Source organism: Halorubrum depositum, from assembly GCF_007671725.1.
GTDB classification, from domain to species: Archaea; Halobacteriota; Halobacteria; order Halobacteriales; family Haloferacaceae; genus Halorubrum; species Halorubrum depositum.
Map to the genome: position 1 here is coordinate 618,875 of NZ_VCNM01000002.1, position 22,557 is coordinate 641,431.

The 22,557-nt window shown below is 65.6% G+C and carries 22 protein-coding genes; 7 read left to right on the forward strand and 15 right to left on the reverse strand.

Annotated features, from left to right (window positions below):
* Positions 1 to 28: 28 nt before the first annotated feature.
* The 4 genes from FGM06_RS10535 to FGM06_RS10550 form a co-directional block, all read right to left on the reverse strand.
* The gene (locus FGM06_RS10535; RefSeq protein ID WP_144799211.1) at positions 29 to 1,459 is read right to left on the reverse strand and encodes an oligosaccharide flippase family protein; all 1,431 of its coding nucleotides are present in this window, start codon (positions 1,457 to 1,459) and stop codon (positions 29 to 31) included.
* A 109-nt stretch (positions 1,460 to 1,568) separates the two neighbouring features.
* Complete coding sequence (locus FGM06_RS10540; protein ID WP_144799212.1) at positions 1,569 to 2,468, reverse strand: alkaline phosphatase family protein; 900 nt, start codon at positions 2,466 to 2,468, stop codon at positions 1,569 to 1,571.
* Positions 2,469 to 2,957: 489 nt separating this feature from the next.
* On the reverse strand, positions 2,958 to 3,848 hold the full coding sequence (locus FGM06_RS10545) for a hypothetical protein (RefSeq protein WP_144799213.1): 891 nt from the start codon (positions 3,846 to 3,848) through the stop codon (positions 2,958 to 2,960).
* Between the two features lie 65 nt (positions 3,849 to 3,913).
* Positions 3,914 to 5,230 carry a sulfatase gene (locus FGM06_RS10550; protein ID WP_144799214.1) on the reverse strand — a complete coding sequence of 439 codons (1,317 nt, stop codon included), beginning with the start codon at positions 5,228 to 5,230 and terminating at the stop codon, positions 3,914 to 3,916.
* 201 nt (positions 5,231 to 5,431) lie between these two features.
* Here FGM06_RS10550 and FGM06_RS10555 point away from each other — a divergent pair, with 201 nt between their 5' ends.
* Positions 5,432 to 6,349 (forward strand): NAD-dependent epimerase/dehydratase family protein, encoded by a 918-nt coding sequence (locus FGM06_RS10555; protein ID WP_144799215.1) that lies wholly within the window; start codon positions 5,432 to 5,434, stop codon positions 6,347 to 6,349.
* 222 nt (positions 6,350 to 6,571) lie between these two features.
* Here FGM06_RS10555 and glmM read toward each other — a convergent pair whose 3' ends face one another.
* A complete protein-coding gene (gene glmM, locus FGM06_RS10560; RefSeq protein WP_144799216.1) occupies positions 6,572 to 7,894 on the reverse strand; it encodes a phosphoglucosamine mutase in 1,323 nt (440 codons plus the stop codon).
* Positions 7,895 to 8,170: 276 nt separating this feature from the next.
* Here glmM and FGM06_RS10565 point away from each other — a divergent pair, with 276 nt between their 5' ends.
* Positions 8,171 to 8,431 (forward strand): hypothetical protein, encoded by a 261-nt coding sequence (locus tag FGM06_RS10565; protein ID WP_144799217.1) that lies wholly within the window; start codon positions 8,171 to 8,173, stop codon positions 8,429 to 8,431.
* 87 nt (positions 8,432 to 8,518) lie between these two features.
* Here FGM06_RS10565 and FGM06_RS10570 read toward each other — a convergent pair whose 3' ends face one another.
* The 4 genes from FGM06_RS10570 to FGM06_RS10585 all read right to left on the reverse strand — a co-directional run bounded on the left by FGM06_RS10570 (position 8,519) and on the right by FGM06_RS10585 (position 11,974).
* Positions 8,519 to 9,175: a hypothetical protein gene (locus FGM06_RS10570; protein WP_144799218.1), complete on the reverse strand. Its 657-nt coding sequence runs from the start codon at positions 9,173 to 9,175 to the stop codon at positions 8,519 to 8,521.
* 78 nt (positions 9,176 to 9,253) lie between these two features.
* Positions 9,254 to 10,063, reverse strand: coding sequence for a CPBP family intramembrane glutamic endopeptidase (locus tag FGM06_RS10575; RefSeq protein WP_144799219.1), 810 nt, complete (start codon positions 10,061 to 10,063; stop codon positions 9,254 to 9,256).
* A gap of 91 nt (positions 10,064 to 10,154) precedes the next feature.
* The gene (locus FGM06_RS10580) at positions 10,155 to 10,985 is read right to left on the reverse strand and encodes a hypothetical protein (protein ID WP_144799220.1); all 831 of its coding nucleotides are present in this window, start codon (positions 10,983 to 10,985) and stop codon (positions 10,155 to 10,157) included.
* Between the two features lie 98 nt (positions 10,986 to 11,083).
* Positions 11,084 to 11,974: a CPBP family intramembrane glutamic endopeptidase gene (locus FGM06_RS10585; protein ID WP_144799221.1), complete on the reverse strand. Its 891-nt coding sequence runs from the start codon at positions 11,972 to 11,974 to the stop codon at positions 11,084 to 11,086.
* A 93-nt stretch (positions 11,975 to 12,067) separates the two neighbouring features.
* On the opposite strand from FGM06_RS10585, the gene FGM06_RS10590 reads away from it, so the two are divergent.
* Positions 12,068 to 12,496 carry a universal stress protein gene (locus FGM06_RS10590; protein ID WP_144799222.1) on the forward strand — a complete coding sequence of 143 codons (429 nt, stop codon included), beginning with the start codon at positions 12,068 to 12,070 and terminating at the stop codon, positions 12,494 to 12,496.
* A gap of 95 nt (positions 12,497 to 12,591) precedes the next feature.
* Positions 12,592 to 14,817 carry a heavy metal translocating P-type ATPase gene (locus FGM06_RS10595; protein WP_241662563.1) on the forward strand — a complete coding sequence of 742 codons (2,226 nt, stop codon included), beginning with the start codon at positions 12,592 to 12,594 and terminating at the stop codon, positions 14,815 to 14,817.
* Positions 14,818 to 14,875: 58 nt separating this feature from the next.
* Here FGM06_RS10595 and FGM06_RS10600 read toward each other — a convergent pair whose 3' ends face one another.
* Together FGM06_RS10600 and FGM06_RS10605 are read right to left on the reverse strand one after the other, a co-directional pair.
* On the reverse strand, positions 14,876 to 15,274 hold the full coding sequence (locus FGM06_RS10600; protein ID WP_144799223.1) for an SHOCT domain-containing protein: 399 nt from the start codon (positions 15,272 to 15,274) through the stop codon (positions 14,876 to 14,878).
* 30 nt (positions 15,275 to 15,304) lie between these two features.
* Entirely contained in the window at positions 15,305 to 15,871 is a 567-nt protein-coding gene (locus tag FGM06_RS10605) for a DoxX family protein (protein WP_144799224.1), read from the reverse strand.
* Between the two features lie 114 nt (positions 15,872 to 15,985).
* On the opposite strand from FGM06_RS10605, the gene FGM06_RS10610 reads away from it, so the two are divergent.
* Both FGM06_RS10610 and FGM06_RS10615 read left to right on the forward strand, forming a co-directional pair.
* On the forward strand, positions 15,986 to 16,336 hold the full coding sequence (locus FGM06_RS10610) for an ArsR/SmtB family transcription factor (protein ID WP_144799225.1): 351 nt from the start codon (positions 15,986 to 15,988) through the stop codon (positions 16,334 to 16,336).
* Positions 16,337 to 16,339: 3 nt separating this feature from the next.
* Positions 16,340 to 16,615: a DUF7521 family protein gene (locus FGM06_RS10615; protein WP_144799226.1), complete on the forward strand. Its 276-nt coding sequence runs from the start codon at positions 16,340 to 16,342 to the stop codon at positions 16,613 to 16,615.
* Between the two features lie 51 nt (positions 16,616 to 16,666).
* Here the strand turns inward: FGM06_RS10615 and FGM06_RS10620 are convergent, their stop codons facing one another.
* Positions 16,667 to 17,638, reverse strand: a complete 972-nt coding sequence (locus FGM06_RS10620) for a phosphoadenosine phosphosulfate reductase family protein (protein WP_144799227.1) — start codon at positions 17,636 to 17,638, stop codon at positions 16,667 to 16,669.
* A 135-nt stretch (positions 17,639 to 17,773) separates the two neighbouring features.
* On the opposite strand from FGM06_RS10620, the gene FGM06_RS10625 reads away from it, so the two are divergent.
* A complete protein-coding gene (locus tag FGM06_RS10625; RefSeq protein ID WP_144799228.1) occupies positions 17,774 to 19,120 on the forward strand; it encodes an alkaline phosphatase family protein in 1,347 nt (448 codons plus the stop codon).
* A gap of 64 nt (positions 19,121 to 19,184) precedes the next feature.
* Here the strand turns inward: FGM06_RS10625 and FGM06_RS10630 are convergent, their stop codons facing one another.
* The 3 genes from FGM06_RS10630 to FGM06_RS10640 all read right to left on the reverse strand — a co-directional run bounded on the left by FGM06_RS10630 (position 19,185) and on the right by FGM06_RS10640 (position 22,494).
* The gene (locus tag FGM06_RS10630) at positions 19,185 to 20,492 is read right to left on the reverse strand and encodes an outer membrane protein assembly factor BamB family protein (protein ID WP_144799229.1); all 1,308 of its coding nucleotides are present in this window, start codon (positions 20,490 to 20,492) and stop codon (positions 19,185 to 19,187) included.
* Positions 20,489 to 21,568, reverse strand: a complete 1,080-nt coding sequence (locus FGM06_RS10635) for a M48 family metalloprotease (protein ID WP_144799230.1) — start codon at positions 21,566 to 21,568, stop codon at positions 20,489 to 20,491. The genes FGM06_RS10630 and FGM06_RS10635 overlap by 4 nt, the downstream gene beginning before the upstream one ends.
* Before the next feature lie 83 nt (positions 21,569 to 21,651).
* Entirely contained in the window at positions 21,652 to 22,494 is an 843-nt protein-coding gene (locus tag FGM06_RS10640) for a DUF7847 domain-containing protein (protein ID WP_144799231.1), read from the reverse strand.
* Positions 22,495 to 22,557: the final 63 nt, after the last annotated feature.

Consider the following 22,557-nt stretch of genomic DNA (forward strand, 5'->3'; position numbering starts at 1 on the left):
CAAAGACACGGTATTGAAAATTTGAAATCTATGTCGTGACTGTTTTTAAAAATGACTTGATAACGGTTCGAACCCTCAAGCTAATTGCGATTAGAACGACGAAATACAAGAGACCACCACTTGCGACGACTAGCAGGAGTGAGTACCAAGAGTCGATACTGATGGCCGTTGAGAGAGTTACAAGAACGGTGTACATCAAGACACCGGCGAGGACTTCTTGCAGCACTGTCTTCGATATAAATGGGATATCGAATCTAGTGAGCAAGTAGGCTGCAGCGACGTATTCGACGACACTTGCAACGACAGTCGCTGCAACAACTCCTAAAGCGCCGTATCGAAGTATCAGGAGGTATCCCAAGATAATATTCACCGTGAACGCAACCAATGAGATTTTCAGATTTGCGTTGTGGCGGTCCAGTCCAGCTATGATGTCTCCGAAGACCGTTGACTGTGTGTTGAATATCTGATACAGGGCCAGACCGATCAGGAGCACTGCTGCCGATCGATACTCAGGACCGTACGCCGTGACGACCAGTTTCTCGGGAATGGCCAAAGCACCGAAGAAGATCGGAATGGCAAATAGGCTCGCAAATGATAGAGAGTTGGTGACATCTGCAGTGGCGTCCTCACCGCGGCTTGCCAGATTGCTCGTTCTGGACATCATGATACTCCCGATTAGTCCCGAGACGAAAGTCGCTGGTACGACTAATTTGTACGCGACCTCGTAGTAACCAACGACACTTGGAGACAATAGCGCACCGATGAGGAATATATCGTATCTGTCCCACGCTTTTGAAACAAAGGTGTATGGTATACTGTCCTTAGCGAACCGGGCGAGAGACCAGAAGGTGTTGATAGTAGGAATATTAACACTAATATCTAACGACCAGAATATGAGTGGAACGGATATTAATGTTGCCAATCCGAGACCATAAGCCATCCCAAGAACGCCAATCCCGTACCACACGAACAACACCTGCAGAGCCAACGTGATCACCGACCGGAAAGTATCAATACCGGTCTGCCTTCCAACGAGACCAGTCGCGCCAAGAATTGATTCGAAGGCCGAATAGAGACCCAGAGACCCTGCTAGGAAGACGAGAACGTGGTAAGAGCGAGCAACACCAGTGTAATCGGCTATGGCAGTTCTGAATGGATACGCTCCGATCGCAACAAAGACGACAAGAAACAAGGGAAGTAGCATCTGACCGGCAATGATCTCACCCTTCGGACTTGTTAGCTCTGAGTACCGCTTTTTTGCGGCTACACTCCAGCCGTCTACTGGTTTTTTGAGGAACTCTGCGATCATGAGCAGGAGATAGTACCCGCCGAAATCAGATGCTCCGAGAAGACGCGCGAAGAGTATTGTTCCGGAGAATCCGATCACAGCCATTACGACCTTTGCTATCAATCCCTTGCCTACTTCGAAGCTAAGATTTACTTCAGACGCGTCAGTCATCAGTTGCGAGAGAAACTCACAGTTACACGTAGGTCAAGTGCTTGTCTATGGAGGGGATAGTCGTTCAGTGAGCTGCACAGGACAGTTGTATTAAATTCTTGTCGAGTACTCATTTGTATCCGAGGGCTTCGAGTTGGTCGCTCCGGTCTATTCGTTTATCCTGCCGGATCAAATTATGTACAGGTTCATAGCTCCCAGTGTCTTCAGCCACCGTCTTGATCCATGGGACGCGCTTCAAAGCAGGGAGGGGTACCCAGTCCGGGTGAGCATACATCCCCCACTCACCGAGTAGGTTGCCGTGGTCTGCTGTTATGAGTACCTCCCCGGACGTATTTTCGAGGAGTGTATCAACGTGTTCAAGCACGTAGTCGAGATTCGCCGCGTATCCACTCCAGACCTCTTCGCGGTCAACGTCTCCTTTCCGAAGTTTGTGCCAGACGTTGTCCCACGGTTGGCTGCCGAATTCCTGTCGCGGAAGCCCTTCATCCATCGGCTTCGGAACGAACGGGTGATGCGGTTGCATGTAGTGGACCACCAATTGCTCCGGTCCTGAGTTCCAAGCACTGATTGCCTGGTTGGTCACGAGGTCCGCTGGAATTGTCCGGACATCATCGTTGAAGCCGTACTCCCACACTTCGTCGAGGAGGAAGAAGTCGTCCTTGTCGAGGAGCGTCTTCGAGTACGGATTAGCGGTGACGTAGGCTATATCTGAGTTGTCGCGACCGGCGAATGTCTTCGAAATCCATTCACCCGAACTACTCGCTACAGAGTACTTCGATTGATCCGTCAGGTAACTGCGATCAACTTCTGGGATGAGATCCCAGCGGCAGGCATCAAGGACAAGGCAGATATCCCAGTTGTCTTCCCAAATGGAGGTTCCATAATTGTACCGTCGACCGATATTGCTCCAGGCCCCGACATAAAACTCGTACGCTGACTGCTTCGCACCGGACCACCCATTGTCTCGGACGCGACGTCCCGATTTCGCAACCCATTCACCGACCGTCATGCGTCCTTGCGAGTCTTCTCGTCGTTCGGATACTCCATTCCGTGGTCACGCGAGAATACCGTGTTCTCAACAACAGTGTCTAGCCGAGTGTCAGTATCGAGAATACCGCGATCTAGTATCGTCTTAGTACGAAACAATCGGTGCCCAGCCAATAAGTAGTCCTTGTCAGCCGCTCCAGCCCTTAGAACTCCGAGTTTGGCCGAGCAAGAACGAGTCGCATCTGCCGTCGATAACTGGAGGGCGGAAAGCCGCTCACTCATTTTGCGGGACACGTAGATGGAGTGATGCTGCTCCGACGAACAGACTCTCCTCTCAAACTGGTCAGCGGAGTTCTGGTCGTCATGTGCGAATGCGAGCGGCATTGCGCTGAATTTTCCGGCGGGTGGCATTAATCGCTTCCGATACAGTTATGTTAGACACAATACAGGACAGGGACGTACGATTCAATATAGTCGTTGAAGCCTTACTCTGTCTTCTTGCTACTCAGAGTCAGCCAATAATCCGATTCTGCAGTCGTTCCAGCAGATGCTCCTCGTTCATCGGAAGGTATTTTCGCTTCAAATACCGCCATGCTCCGCGCGAGTAAGAGTACTTCTCAGCCATGGCTAGTTCCCACACTCCTATCTCCTCAAAGAACGGAGCGTACCGCTTGGCCTTCTTCAGGTTGGGTAGGTTATGGTAATGCAGTACCGTCACCTCGTCTGGGACTCGCAATCTAAGATGTAGGGGGTAATTGTACCGGTTATCAACCGGCACCGTCCTGTACTCCTGTGAAAGGAGGCCGAGTGTGACCTGGTCAGCATGCCACTCGTAGGAGAGATCGGGATAGATTTGTTCAACAGCGTCGAGCCACCGAGCACCGAATCCATCGTTTGCTGTCAGAACGAAGCCCGCGTTCCAGTACGGCGGAATCGGGTTTCGGTCAAACGTACTCTTGTATCGCCACTCGGGTACTGGAAGATCGAGACGCCCCGCGAGCGATGTCCACTCGTCAAGAGACTGATTCCGTCGCCCCCAGTACTGGAGACCAACGTCGACGGGCTTCAAGAACAGATCGCCGGGTTGTTCGTGGACGGTTATTTCGTCGAGGACGAGTGTGTCTGTGTCCAACAACAGGAGGTACTCTTCGTCGGCGGCGTCCTCGGCCGCCGCCAGCGCGTCTATCTTCGTCGAGATTCCGTAGTCAGAGATTCGCTGCGGCCCTTCCAGGATCGTCCCGTACTCTGCGAGCTCGGAAAGGCGGTCAGGCGACTCCGCCTCGGGGACGAAAATGTAGATTTCGGAGTCCGGATTCGTTCGAGCGATAGAGCGGGCGAGGAAAACGCTCTGTTCGGCGTACTTGCCTTCTCCGGTCGCAAAGACGAATGCGAGGTTCTTCATGAGCGACCACTAGCGTCGGGGGACTTATCGGTGACGTACGAGCGACCGAGTGAACAGTCGACGACTCATTCCTTGTAGCCGAGGTTGCGCAGTTGTTCTTGTAAGTCCTCGTCGATTTCGACTGCGTCCGTAGTCCGTGCCGTTTCTCGAATCTCCGTTTCAAACTTCTCGACTGCGTCGATGTGGTTGCTTGCGTCAACGTCGGCGAAGACGTTCTCCCGTTCTTCGGGATCGGTCGAGAGCTCGTACAATTCCTCGGTCGAATCAATCGTATTGCGGATGAACTTCCGGTGGGGCGTCCGATGCATGAGACGAACCCTGTTAGGGTCCGACCCTGTTTCGGGACCCCACCCACCCATGACCGCCTCGCGGTCTCCATCAAACAGGTTCCAACCCCGATAGGTGTCCGGCGTGGGGACGTTTGCTACGTCAAGGAGCGTCACCGGGACATCATTGAGGCCGACGAGGTGGTCGTGCTGCCCGGACCCTGCAGCGTCGCCACCAACGATTAGGGGAACGTGAACGTGTTCCTCGTAGAAGCGGTTCTTGTGACCGAAGTTACCGTGTTCGTAGAACTCTTCGCCGTGGTCGGCGGTGAGGAGCCACGTCGTGTTGGTAAAGTGTTCGACGAGCCGCCCGATCTCGGCGTCGGTGTATCGTATCTCGGCGTCGTACAGATCGGTCAGGTCCGACCAGTCACGCTCGGAGAGACTATCGGGATTCTCCAGCACCTGCTGTCTAAGCTTGACTCCCCGGCGTCGAGAAAATGTCTCACCGAACAGTTGATGATCTTCGGGCGGGACGTAGGGATGGTGTGGGTCCATATAGTGCGCCCACACAAACCATGGCTCTTCTGCCGATTCGGTCCACTGGATGACCTGGTCAGTGAGATCCGTCGCGTTCTGGTAGTATGCGCCTACGTCGACACCGCCGTGCTCTTCGGCCTTGTCGTGAATCCACGAGAGGACATCGTGGACGGGTCCCGAGACGTTGTTCGCGACATACCGTCGAATTCGCGACGTGAGGTTGGGGTCTTCCTCTTGATCGCTATATGTGTCGAATCCGCGTGCGTATCCAAATTGGGCTGATAAATAAGGATTGGAGTGAAAGCCACCGGTCGCGTATCCGTTCTCCGACAACGGGACAGACATCGGGACCTGTTCCTCAGAGAGATGATCGAAGCCGCCGTATAGCATCCCGTGTGTTGAGGTCAAGATCGAAGGAAAAGAGGGACGCGTGGCGCAGGCGTGAGAGATTGCGTTGGTGAAGACGTCAGCGTCGGCCGCCAGTGTATCGATATTCGGAGTCGTCTCGCGGTTGTATCCGTAACAGCCGACGTGGTCGGCCCGGAGTGAATCGACCGTAATCAGCGCAAGGTTCACACCACCAGTCTAGGCTTGATCATCTTATTAGCTACTAAACTGCGGTGAAGAAGAGAACTGGCGGAGTTAGTACATCGACGATACGGGTAGTATCGAGAGGCCATGGATACGAGGGTAGGATATAATCCGTCTCATAATTCTAGAGGAAGGCCAATCAGGAGAACCAAAGCCCTAATGACTCCTCTCTAAGGACTCACATCCATGCAAAACAAACGCGTCCTCGTCACGGGCGGCGCCGGGTTCATCGGCTCGAACCTCGCGAACCGCCTCGCGAGCGACAACGACGTGATCGCCGTCGACGACACCTACCTCGGCACGTCTGAGAACCTCGACGACGACGTGGAGTTTGTCGAGGCCTCCGTCCTCGGCGACGACTTCCCCGCCGACGTCGACGTGCTCTTCCACCTCGCCGCGCTCTCCTCGCGGAACATGCACGAGGAGAACCCCCAGCGCGGCTGTCGCGTCAACGTCGAGGGGTTTGTCAACGCCGTCGAGCGCGCCCGCCGCGAGGGATGCGACACCGTCGTCTACGCCTCCACCTCCTCGATCTACGGCAGCCGCACCGAGCCCTCGCCCGTCGACATGGACGTGGAGGCTCACACCGCCTACGAGGCCTCGAAGCTCGCCCGCGAGCGGTACGCCGAGTACTACGCCAACCACCACGAGGTGGCGATGGCGGGCCTCCGCTTCTTCTCCGTCTATCAGGGCTTCGCCGGCAACGAGGAGCACAAGGGCGAGTACGCGAACACGGTCGCCCAATTTGCGGACGCCATCGCGAACGGCGAGGCGCCCGAGCTGTTCGGCGACGGCAGTCAAACGCGCGACTTCACCCACGTTTCAGACGTCGCCCGCGCCTGCGAGCTCGCCGCCGACCACGAGCTGACGGGCGTCTACAACGTCGGCACCCAAGAGGCGCACTCGTTCAACGAGATGGTCGCCATGATCAACTACGCGCTCGGCACCGACGTCGACCCCGAATACATCGAATGCCCCTTCGACGGCTACGTCCACGACACGATGGCCGACTACTCGCAGTTCCGCGAGGCCACCGGCTGGGAGCCTGAAATCAGCTTCGAGGAGGGCGTCGAACTCGTCTGCGAGCCGTATCTCGACGAGTAGCCGGTCGGAGACGAGCGGTTTTCTCGGTCCTCACGTAGCGTGACGAGGCTCGTTCGGTCGGCGTCTCTCTCATCCACCGACCTCGCCTCGCCGATACGCGGTCGGAATTCGACCGACTCGACGATCCGACGCCATCGCCACCGATTCCGACGATGGTGACGAGACCGATCGAATCGCGAGGCGCGACGACCACGCGTGCCACGACCCCTCGGTGAGACGCAGTCAGCGCGCGTCGGCGCCCCGGTCGACGAGCCCGCGCGCGGTCTCGAACAGCTCGTCGGCGTCGGCCGCGTCCCGCGCCTCGGCGGTGATCCGCACCAGCGGCTCGGTCCCGCTCGCGCGCACGAGGAACCAGCCCGTTTCCGTCTCCACCCGGATCCCGTCGAGCGTCGACACGTCGTCGAACGACTCCCGGGCGAGCTCCGCGACGCGGTCGACGACGGCCCGCTTCTCGTCGATCCGGACCGAGTCCCGGCGGATCGGATACGACGGAAGGTCGTCGACCAGCGCGGCAAGCGACCCCTCCGCGCCCGCGACGGCGGCCAGCGTGCAGGCGGCGAGCGGGCCGTCGGGACAGCGCGTCTGGTCGGGCCAGATCCACGCGCCGCTGGGCTCGCCGCCGAAGGCGACGTCCGGATTCCGCGTCTCGGCGGCGACGTACGCGTCGCCGACGGGGGTGTACGTCACCTCGGCGCCGACCTCGGCGAGCGCGTCGGCGACGAGGAGGCTCGTGTCGACCGGCACGGCGACGCGGTCGCCCGCGTCGGCCTCGCGCCGGGCGAACAGCGCGAGCAGCGCGTCGCCCGGAACGAACCGCCCGCGCTCGTTGATCGCCATCATGCGGTCGGCGTCGCCGTCGTGGACGACCCCGAGGTCGGCGTCGGTCGCCTCGACGACCGCGCAGGCCGTCGCGCAGTTCTCGGCGGTCGGCTCGCTCGGCCGCCCCGGGAACCGCCCGTCCCGCTGGGCGTTGAGCGTCTCCACGTCGCAGCCGGCCGCGTGGAGCGCGTCCGCGGTGACGCGTCCGACGCCGTTGCCGAGGTCGACGACGACCGACAGATCGGCCGGGATCGCGACCGACTCCCGGAGCGCGCGTTCGTGGCGAGCGCGGGCGCCCTCCAGCCGACGTCGGGCTCCGAGCTCGTCCCACGCCGCGAGGTCGAAGTCCGCCGCCTCCACGATCGACGCGATCCGGGCGTTCGCGTCCTCGTCGAACGCGCTGCCGTCAGCGCTCCAGAGCTTGATCCCGTTGTCGGGCGCCGGGTTGTGCGAGGCGGTGACGACGACGCCGGCGTCGGCCTCCTCGCGGACGACCGCGCGGGCGACGGTCGGGGTCGACTGGACGCCTACCTCGATCACGTCGCCGCCGCACTCGGTGACCCCGGCCGAGAGCGCGCGACTCAGCGTCCGCCCGCTCTCGCGCGCGTCCCGGCCGACGACGACGGTGTCGGCGCCGTCCGTCGCGAGCGCACGGCCGACGTCGAGCGCGAGGCTCGCGGTGATCTCGTCGCCGACGCGCCCCCGGACGCCGCTCGTCCCGAACATACCGCGGCTTCGCCGCCTGGCGAAAAGACGTTTCGGGTCGTGATCGGGGGACACGGAGCCTCGAACGCCGGTAGAAGGCCCCCGAGCGCGACATCAATAGTTGCGAACGACCGGCGCCCGGGCGTTCGGCGTTCCCGATCCGTGCGTGTTCCGTGATTCTCCGTTTTCCGGCTAGCGATTCGCCACCCGCCGGGCGAATCGGCTCTTGAGGGGCTCATTCGAGGAACCTGCGAATCGCCCGTCTATCTTATACGTGTTTGTGATCAGTCTACAATCATGTCGTCGCCCCCGTTTATCGATCCGGAGTCAGGAGAGCTAGACGTCCGGCAGATCCGAGCAGAAGCGGGTCCCCTCGCCGGCCTCATCGTCCTGTTCGGCGGTACGGCCCTACTGTTGTTTCTGATCACGCTTTTGGTCGGCGGGAGCACCCTTCTCACCGGATTCCTCACCGTCGTCTCGCAGTTCGTTCTCGCCGTCGGCACCGGGATAACGCTGATGTACGTCGTCGCGCGCGGGATACAGCTCTCGGACCGTTGAGCGCGGACCGCTGACGTCGGTGGTCGCGACGGGTCGGCGCTCTCGGCAGACCGCGTGTCCCTTCTCGATTCACACGATCTGCCCGATTCACCCGGCGACTCGCGCGATCGCGACGGCCTCCCGGTAGCAGGCGACCGCCAACAGCAGGTATCCGCCGACGAGGACCGCCCACTCGCGGCGCGTCAGCGACCAGTCTCTCGGGGATCGCACCCGTTCGAACTCCTCTTTCCACCGGGGCCCGGACGCCTGATGCCAGAGCATCACGCCGCGCGTCGCGACCACGATCGCGACTAACGCCGTGATCTCGGTGGGGCCGCTCCGCTCGACGAGCACGGCCAGCGACGGCGCGATACGCTCGCCCGTCCCGACGGCGAGCGAGCCGGTCCCCCAGACGGCTCCGTAGCGCGGTGCCTGGACGACTTGGACGACGTAGCCGAGAGGCGTGTTCACCGAACGGAACGCGTTCGCCGCGACGGCGACCAGCGAGACGGCCGCGTTCCACCCGAACAGCGTCAGGAACTCCCGCGGCACGCTGCCCGCGTACTCCGCGGTCGCGACGGGGTTCTCGCCGCGCAGCAGCCCCTGCGGGAGGAGGGCGTAGCTGAGGAGCCACGCCGTCGTGAACACGCCCGCGACGACGAGCCACAGCGAGACGAACCGGACGACGACGTCGTCGTGGTTGACGTACCGCCCGACTCGGGCGGACGCTCGACCGATCGGACCGGTCGCCTTCGGCGCTGTCATACGGACAGCCGGTCGCGCGCCCCCGACATATAGGTTCGCGGGGCGAGTGCCTGCCGCCGAACCGTGCGTCAGTGGCGGCTACCCCAGCGCGACCTGGACGAGCGAGAGCGCCACCAGCGGGACGTGGAACGCGGCGTGGGCGACCATCGCCGCCTCGAGGCTCCGCCGCCAGTACAGCCAGCCGAAGACGAGGCCCGCGATCGCGTTCAGGAGGATCGTCCGGGCGACGAGCGCCGGCGTCAACCCGACGGACTGCGCGAGCGCCGGGAGGTGACCGACTCCGAACGCCACGGCGGAGACCGCGATCGCGGCCCACATGACTCCCGATCCGGGGCCGTCGGACGGGCGACCCGTCACTACCCAGCCGACGAACGCGAGCGCGGACATGAGCCCGTATCGGAGCAGCAGTTCCTCCGTGACGCCGCCGTAGAGGAAGCGGACCGGGGCGTACGCGAGGACGGTCGCCGCGGTCGGATCGGTCGCCCCGATCGCGGACCGGGGCAGCTCTTGCGCGACGAACGGCGCCAGCGCGACGTCGAGCAGCAGGATCAGGAGGCCGCCGGCGACGCCGAGGCCGACGGCGACTCGGAGCTCGGGCCGCAGGCGTCGCCAGACGTCGGCGCCGCTCCCCGCCGACTCGGCGAGAAACGAACGCAGCCCCGCTCGCGGGGCGGCGTACGTCCCGACCAGACACGCGACGGCGAGCAGGAGCAGCGAGTTGACCACGGCCGACACCGCGAGGAGCGGGAGCGACAGGCCGGGCGGGACGGCCGTCGGCGGCGTCGTGAGGTAGACGTAGCCGCCGAGGGCGAGGACGCCGGGGACGCCGGCGAGCAGCGTCGAGCCGAACCGCTTCGCGAAGGAGGGGGTGCGCTGAGGCGGAGCCATACGGTGCCGACTCACCGCGCAGCGAGATAAGTCGTGTCGCCGTCGTCGCGCTCGCGGCCGTCGTTGCGCTCGCCGCCGGCGTCGCGACCGCTCACCGCGCCGGGCCGTCGTAGCGTCCCATTCCGGCGTGCAGCTGACCGTCGAGCCGCGTCCAGCCCTGTCGGTCGTCCGCGTAGACCGCGGGGGGTGTAGTCGCTTCGAACGCGTTGAAGCTGTTCGAGAGCCAGAACCCCCACTCGTTCCAGGCTTCGAACCGGATTTCATCGATGGTCACGATCGCTTCCGCCGGCGCCTCGTAGGTGGCCGCGGCGACGGTCGTGAACTCCCAGCACGCGTCCGACTCGTCCCACGCGTACTCGCAGTCGGTCGAAGAGACGTCGGTGATCGGTGCGAGGAACGACGCGTTCCCGATCGGATACCGCGTTTCGATGTCGTGGTCGACCGACCGCTGCCACGCGATCGAGTACCGGGTCGGGTCGGGCGAGAGCGCTTTGTCGGTCATGTCCGCGGGAATCTCGTCAGGGCCGATCTCGGCCCGATCGATCACCGACCCGTTCGGCGCGTACGTCCAGAGGACGTAGCGGTCCTCGCCGACGAGGCGGTCGACGTGGACGCGGAGCATCGGTCCGGAAGCGGTCTGGACGACGGCCGCGTCCCAGTCCGTGATCTGCGTGCCGTCGTCGCCGTAGATCCAGAGGTTCGACGCGGCGTCGGCTTCCACGTCCGCACCTGCGGGGAACGGGAGATGGAAGGTGGCGTTTTCGATCGTCGAGTTCGTGCTGATCGACGTCGCGTAGGAGTACGTCGACGTGTGAGAGTACGCGAAATCCGGCGGGAAGACGAGGAAGCCGACGGCCGCGACCGGCACGAGAACGACGACGAGGGCGAGCGCGATAACGAGCAGTCGCTTCGAGGAGACCATACGGAACGTACGTTCATATCAATCATAATACTATTGTGGCGCCGGATAGCACGCGACAGCGCTCCGACGGCCGTGAGCGCTCGAGAGGACGGCGGCGGTCACTCGGCCGCGTTCGGTTCCGGTGGGAGGCCGGCGTCGCGCGGCGTCGGCGGGTCGCGTGTCGCGAGGCGGTCGCCGCCGTAGACGGCGACGAGGAGGACCGCGATCAGTACGAGCGGGAGGGCACCGGTCACCTCGGCGAGCAGGTTCAGCCAGGGGTCGGGCACGCCGTTCGGGACGAGCGCCGCCGGGTCGGCGGGGTGGAAGATCCCCATGGCGTTGACGCCGGCGTGGAACACCGCGACGACGAGGACGCTCCCGCCGGTGCTGTTGTACATCCACGTCCAGAGGACCGACCCCGCGAGGATGGAGACCATCCAGAGGAGCTGCTGAGAGAGCGGCCAGCCGCCGTGGGTGGTCGTCGCGTTCAGGAACAGCGGGAGGTGCCAGACCGCCCACGTGACGCTGACGATGACGCTCGACGCCAGCGCGCTGTACGAGTCCTGCAGAACGGGCAGCATGAAGCCGCGCCAGCCGAGGTCCTCCTGGCCGCCGCCCCACACCGTCCCCCACGCCATCGCGAACAGGTAGATGAGGGGTGACTCGAACTCGGTGAGGTCGATCGGGCCGCCGGCCAGGACGAACAGCAGGACGCCGAGCGAGAGAATGATGAACGGAAGCCCGATCGCGAGCGTCCACCATCTCGCACCGACCCGCCAGTTGAACATCTGGCCGACCCACGTGCGGAGGCTCCCGCCGGCGGCCCAGACGACGACCGCGGCCCCGATCGGCGGGCCGAATCCGCCGAACCCGATCAGGATCGAGTGCGTCCAGGAGGCTTCCATCCCCGAATACGCGAGCGCGCCCTGGATCGTCCACGTGAACGCGTACGCGATCGCGACGAAGCTCAGGAGGCGATGGTGATCGATCCACGCGCGGACACCGGACATAGCTCCGACTGCGACCACGTCGCAGTTAACAGTGACCCCACTTGCCGAGGGTTCGACACTACCTTCTTCTCAGTTCATCTCGAAGCCGCTGATATGCCCGACGACGTCCTCGTCGCCTTCGACGGCTCCCCGCTCGCCGAACGCGCGCTCGCGTACGCACTGGAGACCTTCCCGGACGCCGCCGTCACCGCGATGTACGTCATCGACCCGGTCGACTCGGTGATCGACGTGGAGGCCGGCGGCCTGCCGGTCGCGGAGGAGTGGTACGACGACGCCCGAGAGCGTGCCGCCGAGGTCCTCACGACGGCGACGGATCTCGCGGCGGAGCGCGATAGCGTTCTCGACACCGTCGCTGAAGTCGGGAAACCGGCGCGTGCGATTCTCGACTACGCCGACGGCCACGGCGTCGATCAGATCGTTATGGGGAGCCACGGCCGGTCGGGAATCGACCGGGCGCTTCTGGGAAGCGTCGCCGAAACGGTCACCCGCCGAGCGCGGATTCCGGTGACGATCGTCGGATGATCGCTTCGACCAGCGTATCGACACCGAGGAGCGCTCCGAGGGACCGAGCGACCCCCCACAGCCGTCGGACAGATACGCACTGGAGTGCCTAACACGTGACATCAGACCAAATCGGCGGTGCCGAGAACGCGGCCGTCACTGAACCGTCGTCGCCCTCGACGTGTACCGTCCACGTCGAACGACGAGGCGGCCGCGGCGACGCGGGAGCGCGGGCGCTCGAACGTCATCTCGCGGGGCTCTCCGGCGTCCGCGACGTCGACGTCTCGTTTCGAACGGGAGACGCCCGGATCACCTACGACGGGAGCGTCATCTCGGAGGAAGCGATTCGAGACGCCGTCCGCGACCGGAACGTGTCGATCCGGGGCGACGCCGAACCGGACACGGACGGCGTGAGATCCCGTTCGAAGCTCAGGCGGGAGGCGACGTTCGTCGGCCTGACGCTGCTCGGGATGGCGACCGGCCTGGCGACGGGGTGGCTCGCCGGACCGCTCCTTCTCGAGTGGGCCGGCTACGCCGTCGCATACGTCTTCGGCGGCTGGTACGGGCTCAAAGGGGCGATCGAGACGCTTCGCCACCGCGCGGTCGACATCGACCTGTTGATGATCGTCGCCGCGCTCGGCGCCCTCTCGATCGGCGCCCCGTTCGAGGGCGCGATGCTGCTGTTCCTGTTCTCGCTGTCGAACGTCCTCCAGCACTACGCGATCGGGCGCTCGCGCCGGGCGATCGAGTCGCTCGTCGAGATGCGGCCGGACGAGGCGCAGGTGCTCCGCGACGGCGAGGAGGTCACCGTGCCCATCGACGACGTCGCCGTCGGCGACGTGTTCGTGGTCCGTCCCGGCGATAAGATCCCGCTCGACGGGACCGTCGCGTCCGGCGAGAGCACGGTCGACGAGGCGTCGCTCACCGGCGAGTCGATGCCCGTCTCGAAGGGGCCCGGCGACGAGGTGTTCGGCGGGACGCTCAACGAGAGCGGGAGCCTCGAGATCGAGGTCACGCGGCGGGCCCACGAGTCGGCCATCACCCGGCTCATTCACATGGTCGAAGAGGCGCAAAGCGAGAAGGCGCCGACACAGCGGCTCATCGACCGCCTCGAACAGCCGTACGTCCTCGGCGTTTTCGGGCTCACGATCGCGGCGATCGGGATTCCGCTCGCGCTCGGGAGCGAGTTCACCGGCGCGTTCTACCGCGCGATGACGCTCATGGTCGCGGCCTCGCCGTGTGCGGTCATCATCTCGACGCCGGCGGCCGTGCTCTCGGCGATCGCGTCGGGCGGGCGACAGGGCGTCCTCTTCAAGGGCGGCGAACACGTCGAGACGGCGGCGTCCATCGACGCGGTCGCCTTCGACAAGACGGGGACGCTCACCGAAGGCGACACGCGACTGACCGACGTGGTCGTGCGGGAGGCGTCTCGGACCGGGACCGGGACCGGCTCCCTCGACGACGATCAGTTGCTCGGCCTGTCGGCAGCCGTTCAGGCGCGTTCGGAACACCACCTGGCCGAGGCGACCGTCGACGCCGCGACCGAACGCGGTCTCGACGTCCCCGACGCGAGCGGGTTCCAGGCCACCGCCGGGAAAGGGGTCCACGCGACCGTCGGGGACGACGTCGTCCACATCGGGAACCGCAGTTACGTCGAGACCGTTCTGGCTGACCGGTCGATCGACGGATTGGACGCCGGCCTGGACAGGTTACGAGAGCTGGAAGCGGAGGGGAAAACGAGCGTGCTCGTCGTCCGCGAGAGCGACCGGAGCGCCTCGGTGCTCGGCTGGCTCGCCTTCACCGACACCGTCCGTCCCGGCGCGGCGGACATGATCGAACGGCTCCGCGCGCTCGGCGTCGACCACATCGTGATGCTGACGGGGGACAACGAACGCGTCGCCCACAGGATCGCCGAGGAGGTGGGTATCGACGAGGTGCACGCGGAACTGCTCCCCGAAGAGAAGGTCGACCGCATCGACGACCTGGTCTCCCGTTACGAGAACGTGGCCATGGTCGGCGACGGCGTGAACGACGCGCCCGCGCTGGCGACCGCGACGCTCGGGATCGCGATGGGTGGGGCCGGGACCGATGTCGCCCTCGAGACGGCCGACGTCGTGTTGATGGGCGACGACATCGGGAAGATCCCGTACGTGCTCGGACTCGGTCGGCGGACGCGCCGGACGCTGACGGTCAACCTCGCGATCGCCTTCGGCGCGATCGCGCTCATGGTCGGCGCGATCCTGCTGCGGGGCATCCCCCTGCCGCTGGCCGTGGTCGGCCACGAGGGCTCGACGGTGATCGTCTCGCTGAACGGCCTCCGACTGCTCGGGTTCCGCGAGTAGGCGCCGCGGGAGTTCAGCTGACCGTCCGTCGGTCCTCACGTTGTACCGGCAGCGGCGATCAGGAACGATCGTCGTCGGATATGAGCCGAGCGCGTCGGCGGTCGAACTCCTCGTCGTCGATCTCTCCGCGGGCGTACCGCTCCTCGAGGACGGCGAGCGCGCCGTCCTCGGCGGAGCCGTTCGATCGCGACCGCGTTGCCAGCCAGTAGACGAGAGAGACCGGGAGGGCGACGAGGAGTGCCATCCAGAGGAGGCCGAACAGCGGCATCCCCCAGCCCCATCCGCCCCAGCCGACCATGTGGCCGTCGGTCCACATCCCGTCGTGCCAGCCCCACATCACTGCGTCCGGAACGGTCGCGTGCGTCAGCGCCATTCCGGCGACGACGGCCAGAGCGAGCGCTCCGACGACGACGAGTCCCAGAGAACGAATCCCGCGTGCTCGAATTGGATTTTGCATTGGTGTACTCCCGAAAAGCGCTCGGCGTGGTTAGCCGAGGACGTACTCGAGGACGGGGTAGCGCTCGACGAGCGCCTCGCCGCCGACCTCGTACTGTTCGATGTACCGGTCGAGTCCCAGGATGCGGCCCGCGGCGAACGCGGCGACCGCGAGGAACACGAGCATGTACGCGAAGTCCCCGTTGATGAAGCCGTGGGCGATGTCCCAGTTGGCGACGTAGAACGTCGCCATCATGAGCGCGCCGAAGAACGCCGCGAGGCGGACGAACGCGCCCACGATGAGGCCGAGACCGATCGCGACCTGGCCGTACGGCACGGCGACGTCCACGACCGCGAGAACCGTCGGGCTCCCGGCCATCCAGAGGAACTGGTCGACGAACGGGCCGCCGTTCGCCGGCACCGCGTTCGCCAGATAGCCGTACGCGCTGAACGGCTCCGCGCTGAGAAGCTTGCTCAGTCCCGCGTTCAGGAACGCGATGCCCATCATGAGGCGGAGCGCGAGCACGAACCACGCGCTGAGGCTGTGGACTTTCCCGCCGACGGTCAGGCCGCCGACTCTGCTCTCGAGCTGGTTCATGCCGGAGTCGAGTGTGGACATACTTATTTCACCTTCAACTATCGGTAGGCGGGGAGAGACGATATAACGGTGAGCCGGCGTTCCGACTCGGAAAATCGGCGGGCTATATTACCCTCCTGTCGCGAGTAGGCGACTGTGACCGAGGAGCCCGACCCGCCGGCGATCTTCGCCACGCTCGACGACGAGTACGCCCGCGACATCCTGGTGGCGACGAAGACCGGCCGGCTGTCAGCGAAGGAGCTCAGCGAGGAGTGCGGCATGTCGCGCCCGACCGTCTCGCGCCGCGTGACGCGCCTCGTCGAGCAGGGCCTCCTCGAGGAGTACACGCACGTCGACCCCGGCGGCCGGCACTACAGCGAGTACGAGGCGCGACTCGAACGCGTCGAAGTCCTCCTGCAGGCCGAGGGGTTCGACGTCCGGATCGACGTCCGGCCCGACCCCGCCGACCGGATCACGTCCATCTTCGAGGAGATGCGGGGAGACTGACTCATGGAACACACGCTATTCGTCATCGCCAAACTGTTCACGACCGCGTTGGCGCTTGTCATCGCGTACCAAGCGTATCGCGGGTACCGGCGGCATCACACGCGGCTGCTACTCTACGTCGCGGCCGGCTTCGCGCTGATCGGGCTCGGCGGCCTCCTCGAAGGCGTGCTCTTCGAGGTCCTTCAGGTGTCGATCTTCGAGGCCGGCTTCGTGGCGGCGCTCGTCACCGCGGCGGGGATGCTGTCCATCTTGTACGCACTCTACGCGCCGAACCCCTGAGCGACTTTCAGGCCGAACGCCGATATCGAAACGGAACGGGTCCGCCGAGCGTTACATGTAGCCGAGGTCGCGGAGCCGCTCCATGAGGTCCTCTTTGTCCTGGGCGCGGCCGGCGCGCTCGGTCGTCCCTTCGAGGTCCTGGAGCCACGCGGGCTCCTCGGTCGTCTTGTCGGTGCTGACTTCGCTGCCGAGCGAGCGGAATCCGGCGAAGTACTTCGGCGAGATGGGAATGTCCTCTTGGGTGACGCCCTCAGGGAGGTCGTCGTCGGCCTGCGGGACGTAGCCGTCGTCGGGGAAGGAGTCGACGGTGTCGGGGACGACGTAGTTCCAGAACGCGTCCCACACGTCGGCCTCGGCGAACTGGAGGATGGGCTGGATGCGGTCGTGCGGCGGGAACAGGTCCGGGTCGTGGCGCGGCGAGAAGAACGTCTCGTCCGCGCGCGCCTCCTGTTCGTCCCACCGCACGCCCGAGATGACGCCGTCGATGTCGTACTTTTCGAGGGCGTTGTTGAGCGCGACCGTCTTCAGCAGGTGGTTGCCCACGTACGTGTCCAAGAGGAACGGGAACGTGTCCTCTTCGTATTCGAGAATGTCCCGGATGTGATGCTGGTTCTGCTCGTTCAGCGCGTCGACGGGGATGTCGTCGCCGGGTTCGAGGCCATGTTCCTCGACGTACGCGCCCACGTCCTCGTTGCGGGCGTACACGAGATCAATCTCCCACTCGGCGGCCCAGTGCTCGACGAAGTCAGTGATGTCATCGAAATGCTGGAAGTGGTCGATGAACACCGCGGTGGGCTTCTCGTACCCGTACTGCTCGGCCACTTGGTTGATGAAGTACAGCGTCAGCGTCGAGTCCTTCCCCCCAGTCCACATCACCGCCGGGTTCTCGTACTGCTCGAGCCCCGTCTTGGTGACCTCGATCGCCTTCTCGAGCTTGTGTTGCAGCGACGGGTAGTCCGCCGGATCCTCGCCCTCGCCGTCGGTGTAATCGACGTCGACGCTCGCCGGGAAGTCATCGCTCATACGCCCGGAGGGTCTGTGCGGAGGGAAATAGGCCTTCTGAATCCGCACCGCGCCGGCGCTCGGCGGGAACGCACCGCGGACCCGCCGGCTCGTCGGAGCACAAGGGATATGTCGGCGGAACCGGACTACCGGGTCATGGGACTGTTCGACCGGCTGCGCGGCGACGACGACGAGCGTGTCGTCTTCCTCGGCATCGACGGCGTACCGTACGATCTCGTTCAGGAGCATCCCGAGGTCTTCGAGAACCTGACCGACGTCGCCGAGACGGGGTCGGCCGGGCGCTTGGAGAGCATCGTGCCGCCCGAGTCGAGCGCGTGCTGGCCGAGCCTCACGACCGGCGTGAACCCCGGAGAAACGGGCGTGTACGGCTTCCAGGACCGCGAGGTCGACTCCTACGAGACGTACGTCCCGATGGGGCGCCACGTGAAGGCGACGCGGCTGTGGGACCGCGTCACCGACGCGGGCCGGGACGCGACCGTGCTCAACGTCCCCGTCACGTTCCCGCCGTCGACGCGGATCCAGCGGCAGGTCTCCGGCTTCCTCTCGCCCGGCATCGACGCGGCCGCGAGCGACGACGCGGTCGAGCGGGTGCTCGAGGACCGGAACTACCGCATCGACGTGAACGCGAAGCTCGGCCACGACGAGGACAAACGCGATTTCATCGAGAACGCTCACGCCACCCTCGACGCCCGACACGACGTGTTCACCCACTACCTCGCGGAGGACGACTGGGACCTCTTCTTCGGCGTGTTCATGACCACCGACCGCGTCAACCACTTCCTGTTCCGCGACTACGCGACCGACGGCGAGTACCACGAGGAGTTCCTCGACTTCTATCGCAAGCTCGACGGATACATCGGCGAGATCCGTGACTCTCTCGACGACGACACGACCCTGATCGTCGCCTCCGACCACGGCTTCACCGAGCTGGAGTGGGAGGTGAACTGCAACCAGTTCCTCGCCGACGAGGGGTGGCTCTCCTACGACGGCGACGACCACGACTCGCTCGCGGACATCGACGACGAGACGCGGGCGTACTCGCTCATTCCCGGGCGCTTCTACCTCAACCTCGAGGGTCGCGAGCCGGAGGGCGTCGTTCCCGAGTCGGAGTACGAGGCGGTCCGCGAGGAGCTCAGAAGCGATCTCGAGGAGCTCACCGGCCCCGACGGCCGGCAGGTATGCAAGCGGATCGTGAACGGCGAGGACGCCTTCGACGGCGCCCACGACGAGATCGCGCCGGACCTCGTCGTCATCCCCGCGGACGGCTTCGACCTGAAGTCCGGCTTCGGCGGGAAAGAGGCGGTCTTCACCGAGGGGCCGCGCAACGGGATGCACAAGTTCGAGAACTCGCTTCTGTACACCACCGACCCCGACGTCGACGTCGCGGGCTCGAACCTCTTCGACGTGGCACCGACGATCCTCGACCTGATGGACGTCGACGCCGACGCGACGTTCGACGGCGAGAGCCTCCTCGCGGAGTAGGGCGCTCACCGTCGCGGCCGCGGCACCGACACCCGTACCGGCACGGAGACCCTCGCCGCCGTCCTCATCCGAGCAGCGACCACCGCTCGCCCGGGCTCGCCCGGAACCCGTACAGCTTCGCGTCGTCGACGACGACCAGCCGGTCACCGATCGCGAACAGCTTCTCGACGCGGACGCCCTCCGGGAGAGGAGCCGACCAGCGGTCAGCGCCGTCGGCGCCGACCGCGACGATCACCGGTCGGGTCTCGCGACTCCCGTCCCGTACCGCCTCCCGACCGACCCCGTAGATCCCCCGCTCGTCGACGGCGACCGGACGGGAGGCCGGGGGGCCGGCGTGCTCCCACGCGACCTCGCCGGCCGCGACGTCGAGCGCGCGAACCCGGTCGCCGCGGTGGAGATACACCCGGTGACCGGCGTCGTCGCCCTCGCCGTCCCCGCCGATGGGCGGTCGGCCGGTCGGCGCCGGTACCTCCAGCGCGAACCGCCGATCGAGCTCCCGGTCGAACCCGCGTACCGACCGCTCGCCGTCGACCCCGGCCACGAGGCCGTCGTCGACGACGAGGAGCCAGTCGACGCCGACGTCGAGCGATCGGGTCACCAGCCGCTCGCCGGCCGCGTCGAACCGGGCGACGCGAGCGCCCCCCGAGTCGCCCTCGGCGAGAGCGACCCACACGGCGTCGCCGTCGACCGCGACGCGGTCGGGGGAAAGCGAGCGCAGCGACCCGTCGCTCGCGTCGGCCCACGCCTCGCTGACGGCGAACGCGCGGTCGCCGGATTCGGCGTCGAGGACCACCGCGTCGTTCCGAGTGACGGCGACCGCGAGACGCTCGCCGGCGCGGACAGCGTCGACGTTTCTCACAGGCGCGTCGGTCTGCCAGCGGACCGGGTCGGGCTCGTCGCCGTCGCTGTCGCCCCTATCGACCGTCGGGTCATCGAGATCGAACGCGGCCGTCTCGCGGTCGATCGCGGTGACGCGTCCGCCCTCGACGGGGACGAACACCGACGCGTCGGTGACGGCCGGCGCGCCCGCGGCCTGTCGGTCGGTCTCCGCCTCGAGCCGGGGGTCGCCGGCCGGATTGTACCCCGTCACCGCCGCGTTCTCGTAGTCGCGCCACGCGTCGTCCTCGACGTCGAACGTCCGACCGGACTGGTTGCGGACGACGAACAGCCGGTCGCCGGCGGGGAGGAACCAGCGGTCGCCGACGCCGAACAGCCCGCCGCCCCCGAGCGACGACTCCCACGCGAGGTCGCCGCCGCCGGGGCGGTAGCCGCAGCCGGCGAGCGCGCCGGCGAGGCCGACGGCAGCGGCCGCGAGGAACCGGCGTCGAGAGACGCAGTTGGTGGAGTCCCCGGCCGCGTCGCGCTCCGTCACGCGGTCTCACCCGCGAGCTCGCGGAGCCGCTTCACTCGCTCGCGGGTCGGGGGGTGGGTCTCCGGGAACACGTCGGTGCTCACCAGCTCCTCGTCGCCGAACGCGCGGCTCTCGAGGGGCGCGACGTACAGCGCCTCGGCGCCGCCGTCGAACTCGCGGAGGTCGCGTTCGGGCACCGCCGGCATCGACTCGTCGAGCGTCTCCAGCGCCGTCGCGAGCGCCGCCGGCGACCCCGTGATCTCGGCGGCCGCGCGGTCGGCGGCGTACTCGCGATACCGCGAGAGCACCCGGTGGATGAGGACGCTCCCGACCCAGAACATCGCCGAGACGGTGAGCGTGAGGACCGCGCTCACCGTGATCACGACGATCCCGACCGCGAGCGCCCGGCCGTCGCGGTTCCCGCCCGACCCGCCGCCGCCGAAGCTGAGGAATCGGAACAGGCCGTAGAGGACGTAGAAGGCGAGCACCGCGAGGTAGTAGGTGACCGTCGGGAGCACCCACGCGACCGTCATCAGGCTGGCGTCGCGGTTCGCGAGGTGCGCGAGTTCGTGGGCGAGCACGGCGTCGCGCTCGTCCTCGTCGAGCGTCTCCACCAGCGCGGTCGTGACGACCACCGTGCCGTTGCCGGGCGTCCCGACCGCGAAGGCGTTCGGCAGCTCCGTGTGCGCGACCGCCACGTCCGGCTTCGGAACGTCGGCCTGCGCGGCCAGCCGCGTGACGGCGGCGTGGAGCGCCGGGTACTCGTCGGCCGACACGCGCCGGCCGCCGACGGAGCGGAGAACGGTCCGGGGACCGTACCGGTACTGTACCGCGAGCCCGACGAGCACGACGACCGTCAGGAAGACGGGATCGACGTAGAACTCTCCCGTGTACGGGCGCTCGTTCGCCCACTCGAGGAGGGGAAGCCCGACCGCGTTGATCAGGAAGACGAACGCGTACACGAACGCGAACGGGAGCGCGACCACCAGCCCGGTCGCGATCAGCATCCGCAGGCGGAGCTGTCGGTCCCGGTCGGGGCCGTTCGACGGCGCGAGCGCGCGGAGGGGACGGAGGGCGTCGGGGATGGAGGGCGACATCGTGTTCGCCGGAGGAGTTGGACCGGCGGCGGGTTAAATCTGCTCGGTCGCCGCCGATCCGTCGCGAGCCCGTGAAGCTCCCGTCAGCTCGCCTCGGTGTCGCTGATCGCCTCGTAAAAGGCGACCGAGTAGGTCGCGTAGAACGCGGCGAACGCGCTCGTCAGCAGGAGGTAGCCGACGGCGGCCGCGGCGAGCACTGGCAGGGTCGGCTCGATCGCCCCGAGGTCGGCGAACGGCGTGCCGGGCATTCCCGCGGACTGAGGGCCGAGGAGGATCGAGGCGGCGGCGGCCAGCGTCCCGAGGACGAGGCTCCCGACGAGGAGGATCAGCGTGTAGCCGGCGACGCTCACGAGGTTCGACCGGACGAGCCCCGCGCTGCGCCGGAACCCCTCGACGAGCTCCGCGTCGTCGAGGACGATCGCGTGGGCGTAAAACTGGACGACGAAGGTGACGAGGAGGTACGCGAGGAGGAGCCCCCCGGCCACGATGGCGACCACCGCCAACAGCGTGGGGTCGACGCCGACTCCGGGGGCGTCGCCGGGCATCGACGCCGCGCCGACGACGACGGCGATCAGACCCCCGACGAACGCGACGAAGCCGAACACGAAGTTGATCGCGAGCAGGACGAAGTAGGCGAGCAGCAGCGACACGTAGTTGGCCTTCCCCTCGGCGACCAGCGTCCCGAGGCCGGTCCGGCCCGCGATAGCCTCGCTCGCCATCCCGAGCAGCCCGCCCTGGACGAACGGGAGCACGAGCACGAACGCGCCGAAGGTCGCGAGTGAGACGATCGCCGACAGGATCGGCTGCGTCGGCGGGACGAGGAGATTCGGGACCTGCGCGAGCCCGTACAGCGCCGTGACGAGCAGGAGGACCGGGTTGCGAACGATGCCACCGACTGCCGGACGGAGAGCGTGGAGGGCCGCCATGAGACCGTGTTTCACGCGATGTGTATATAAATTGAAGGCATTGCTGAACGCCTCGGCGGGCGA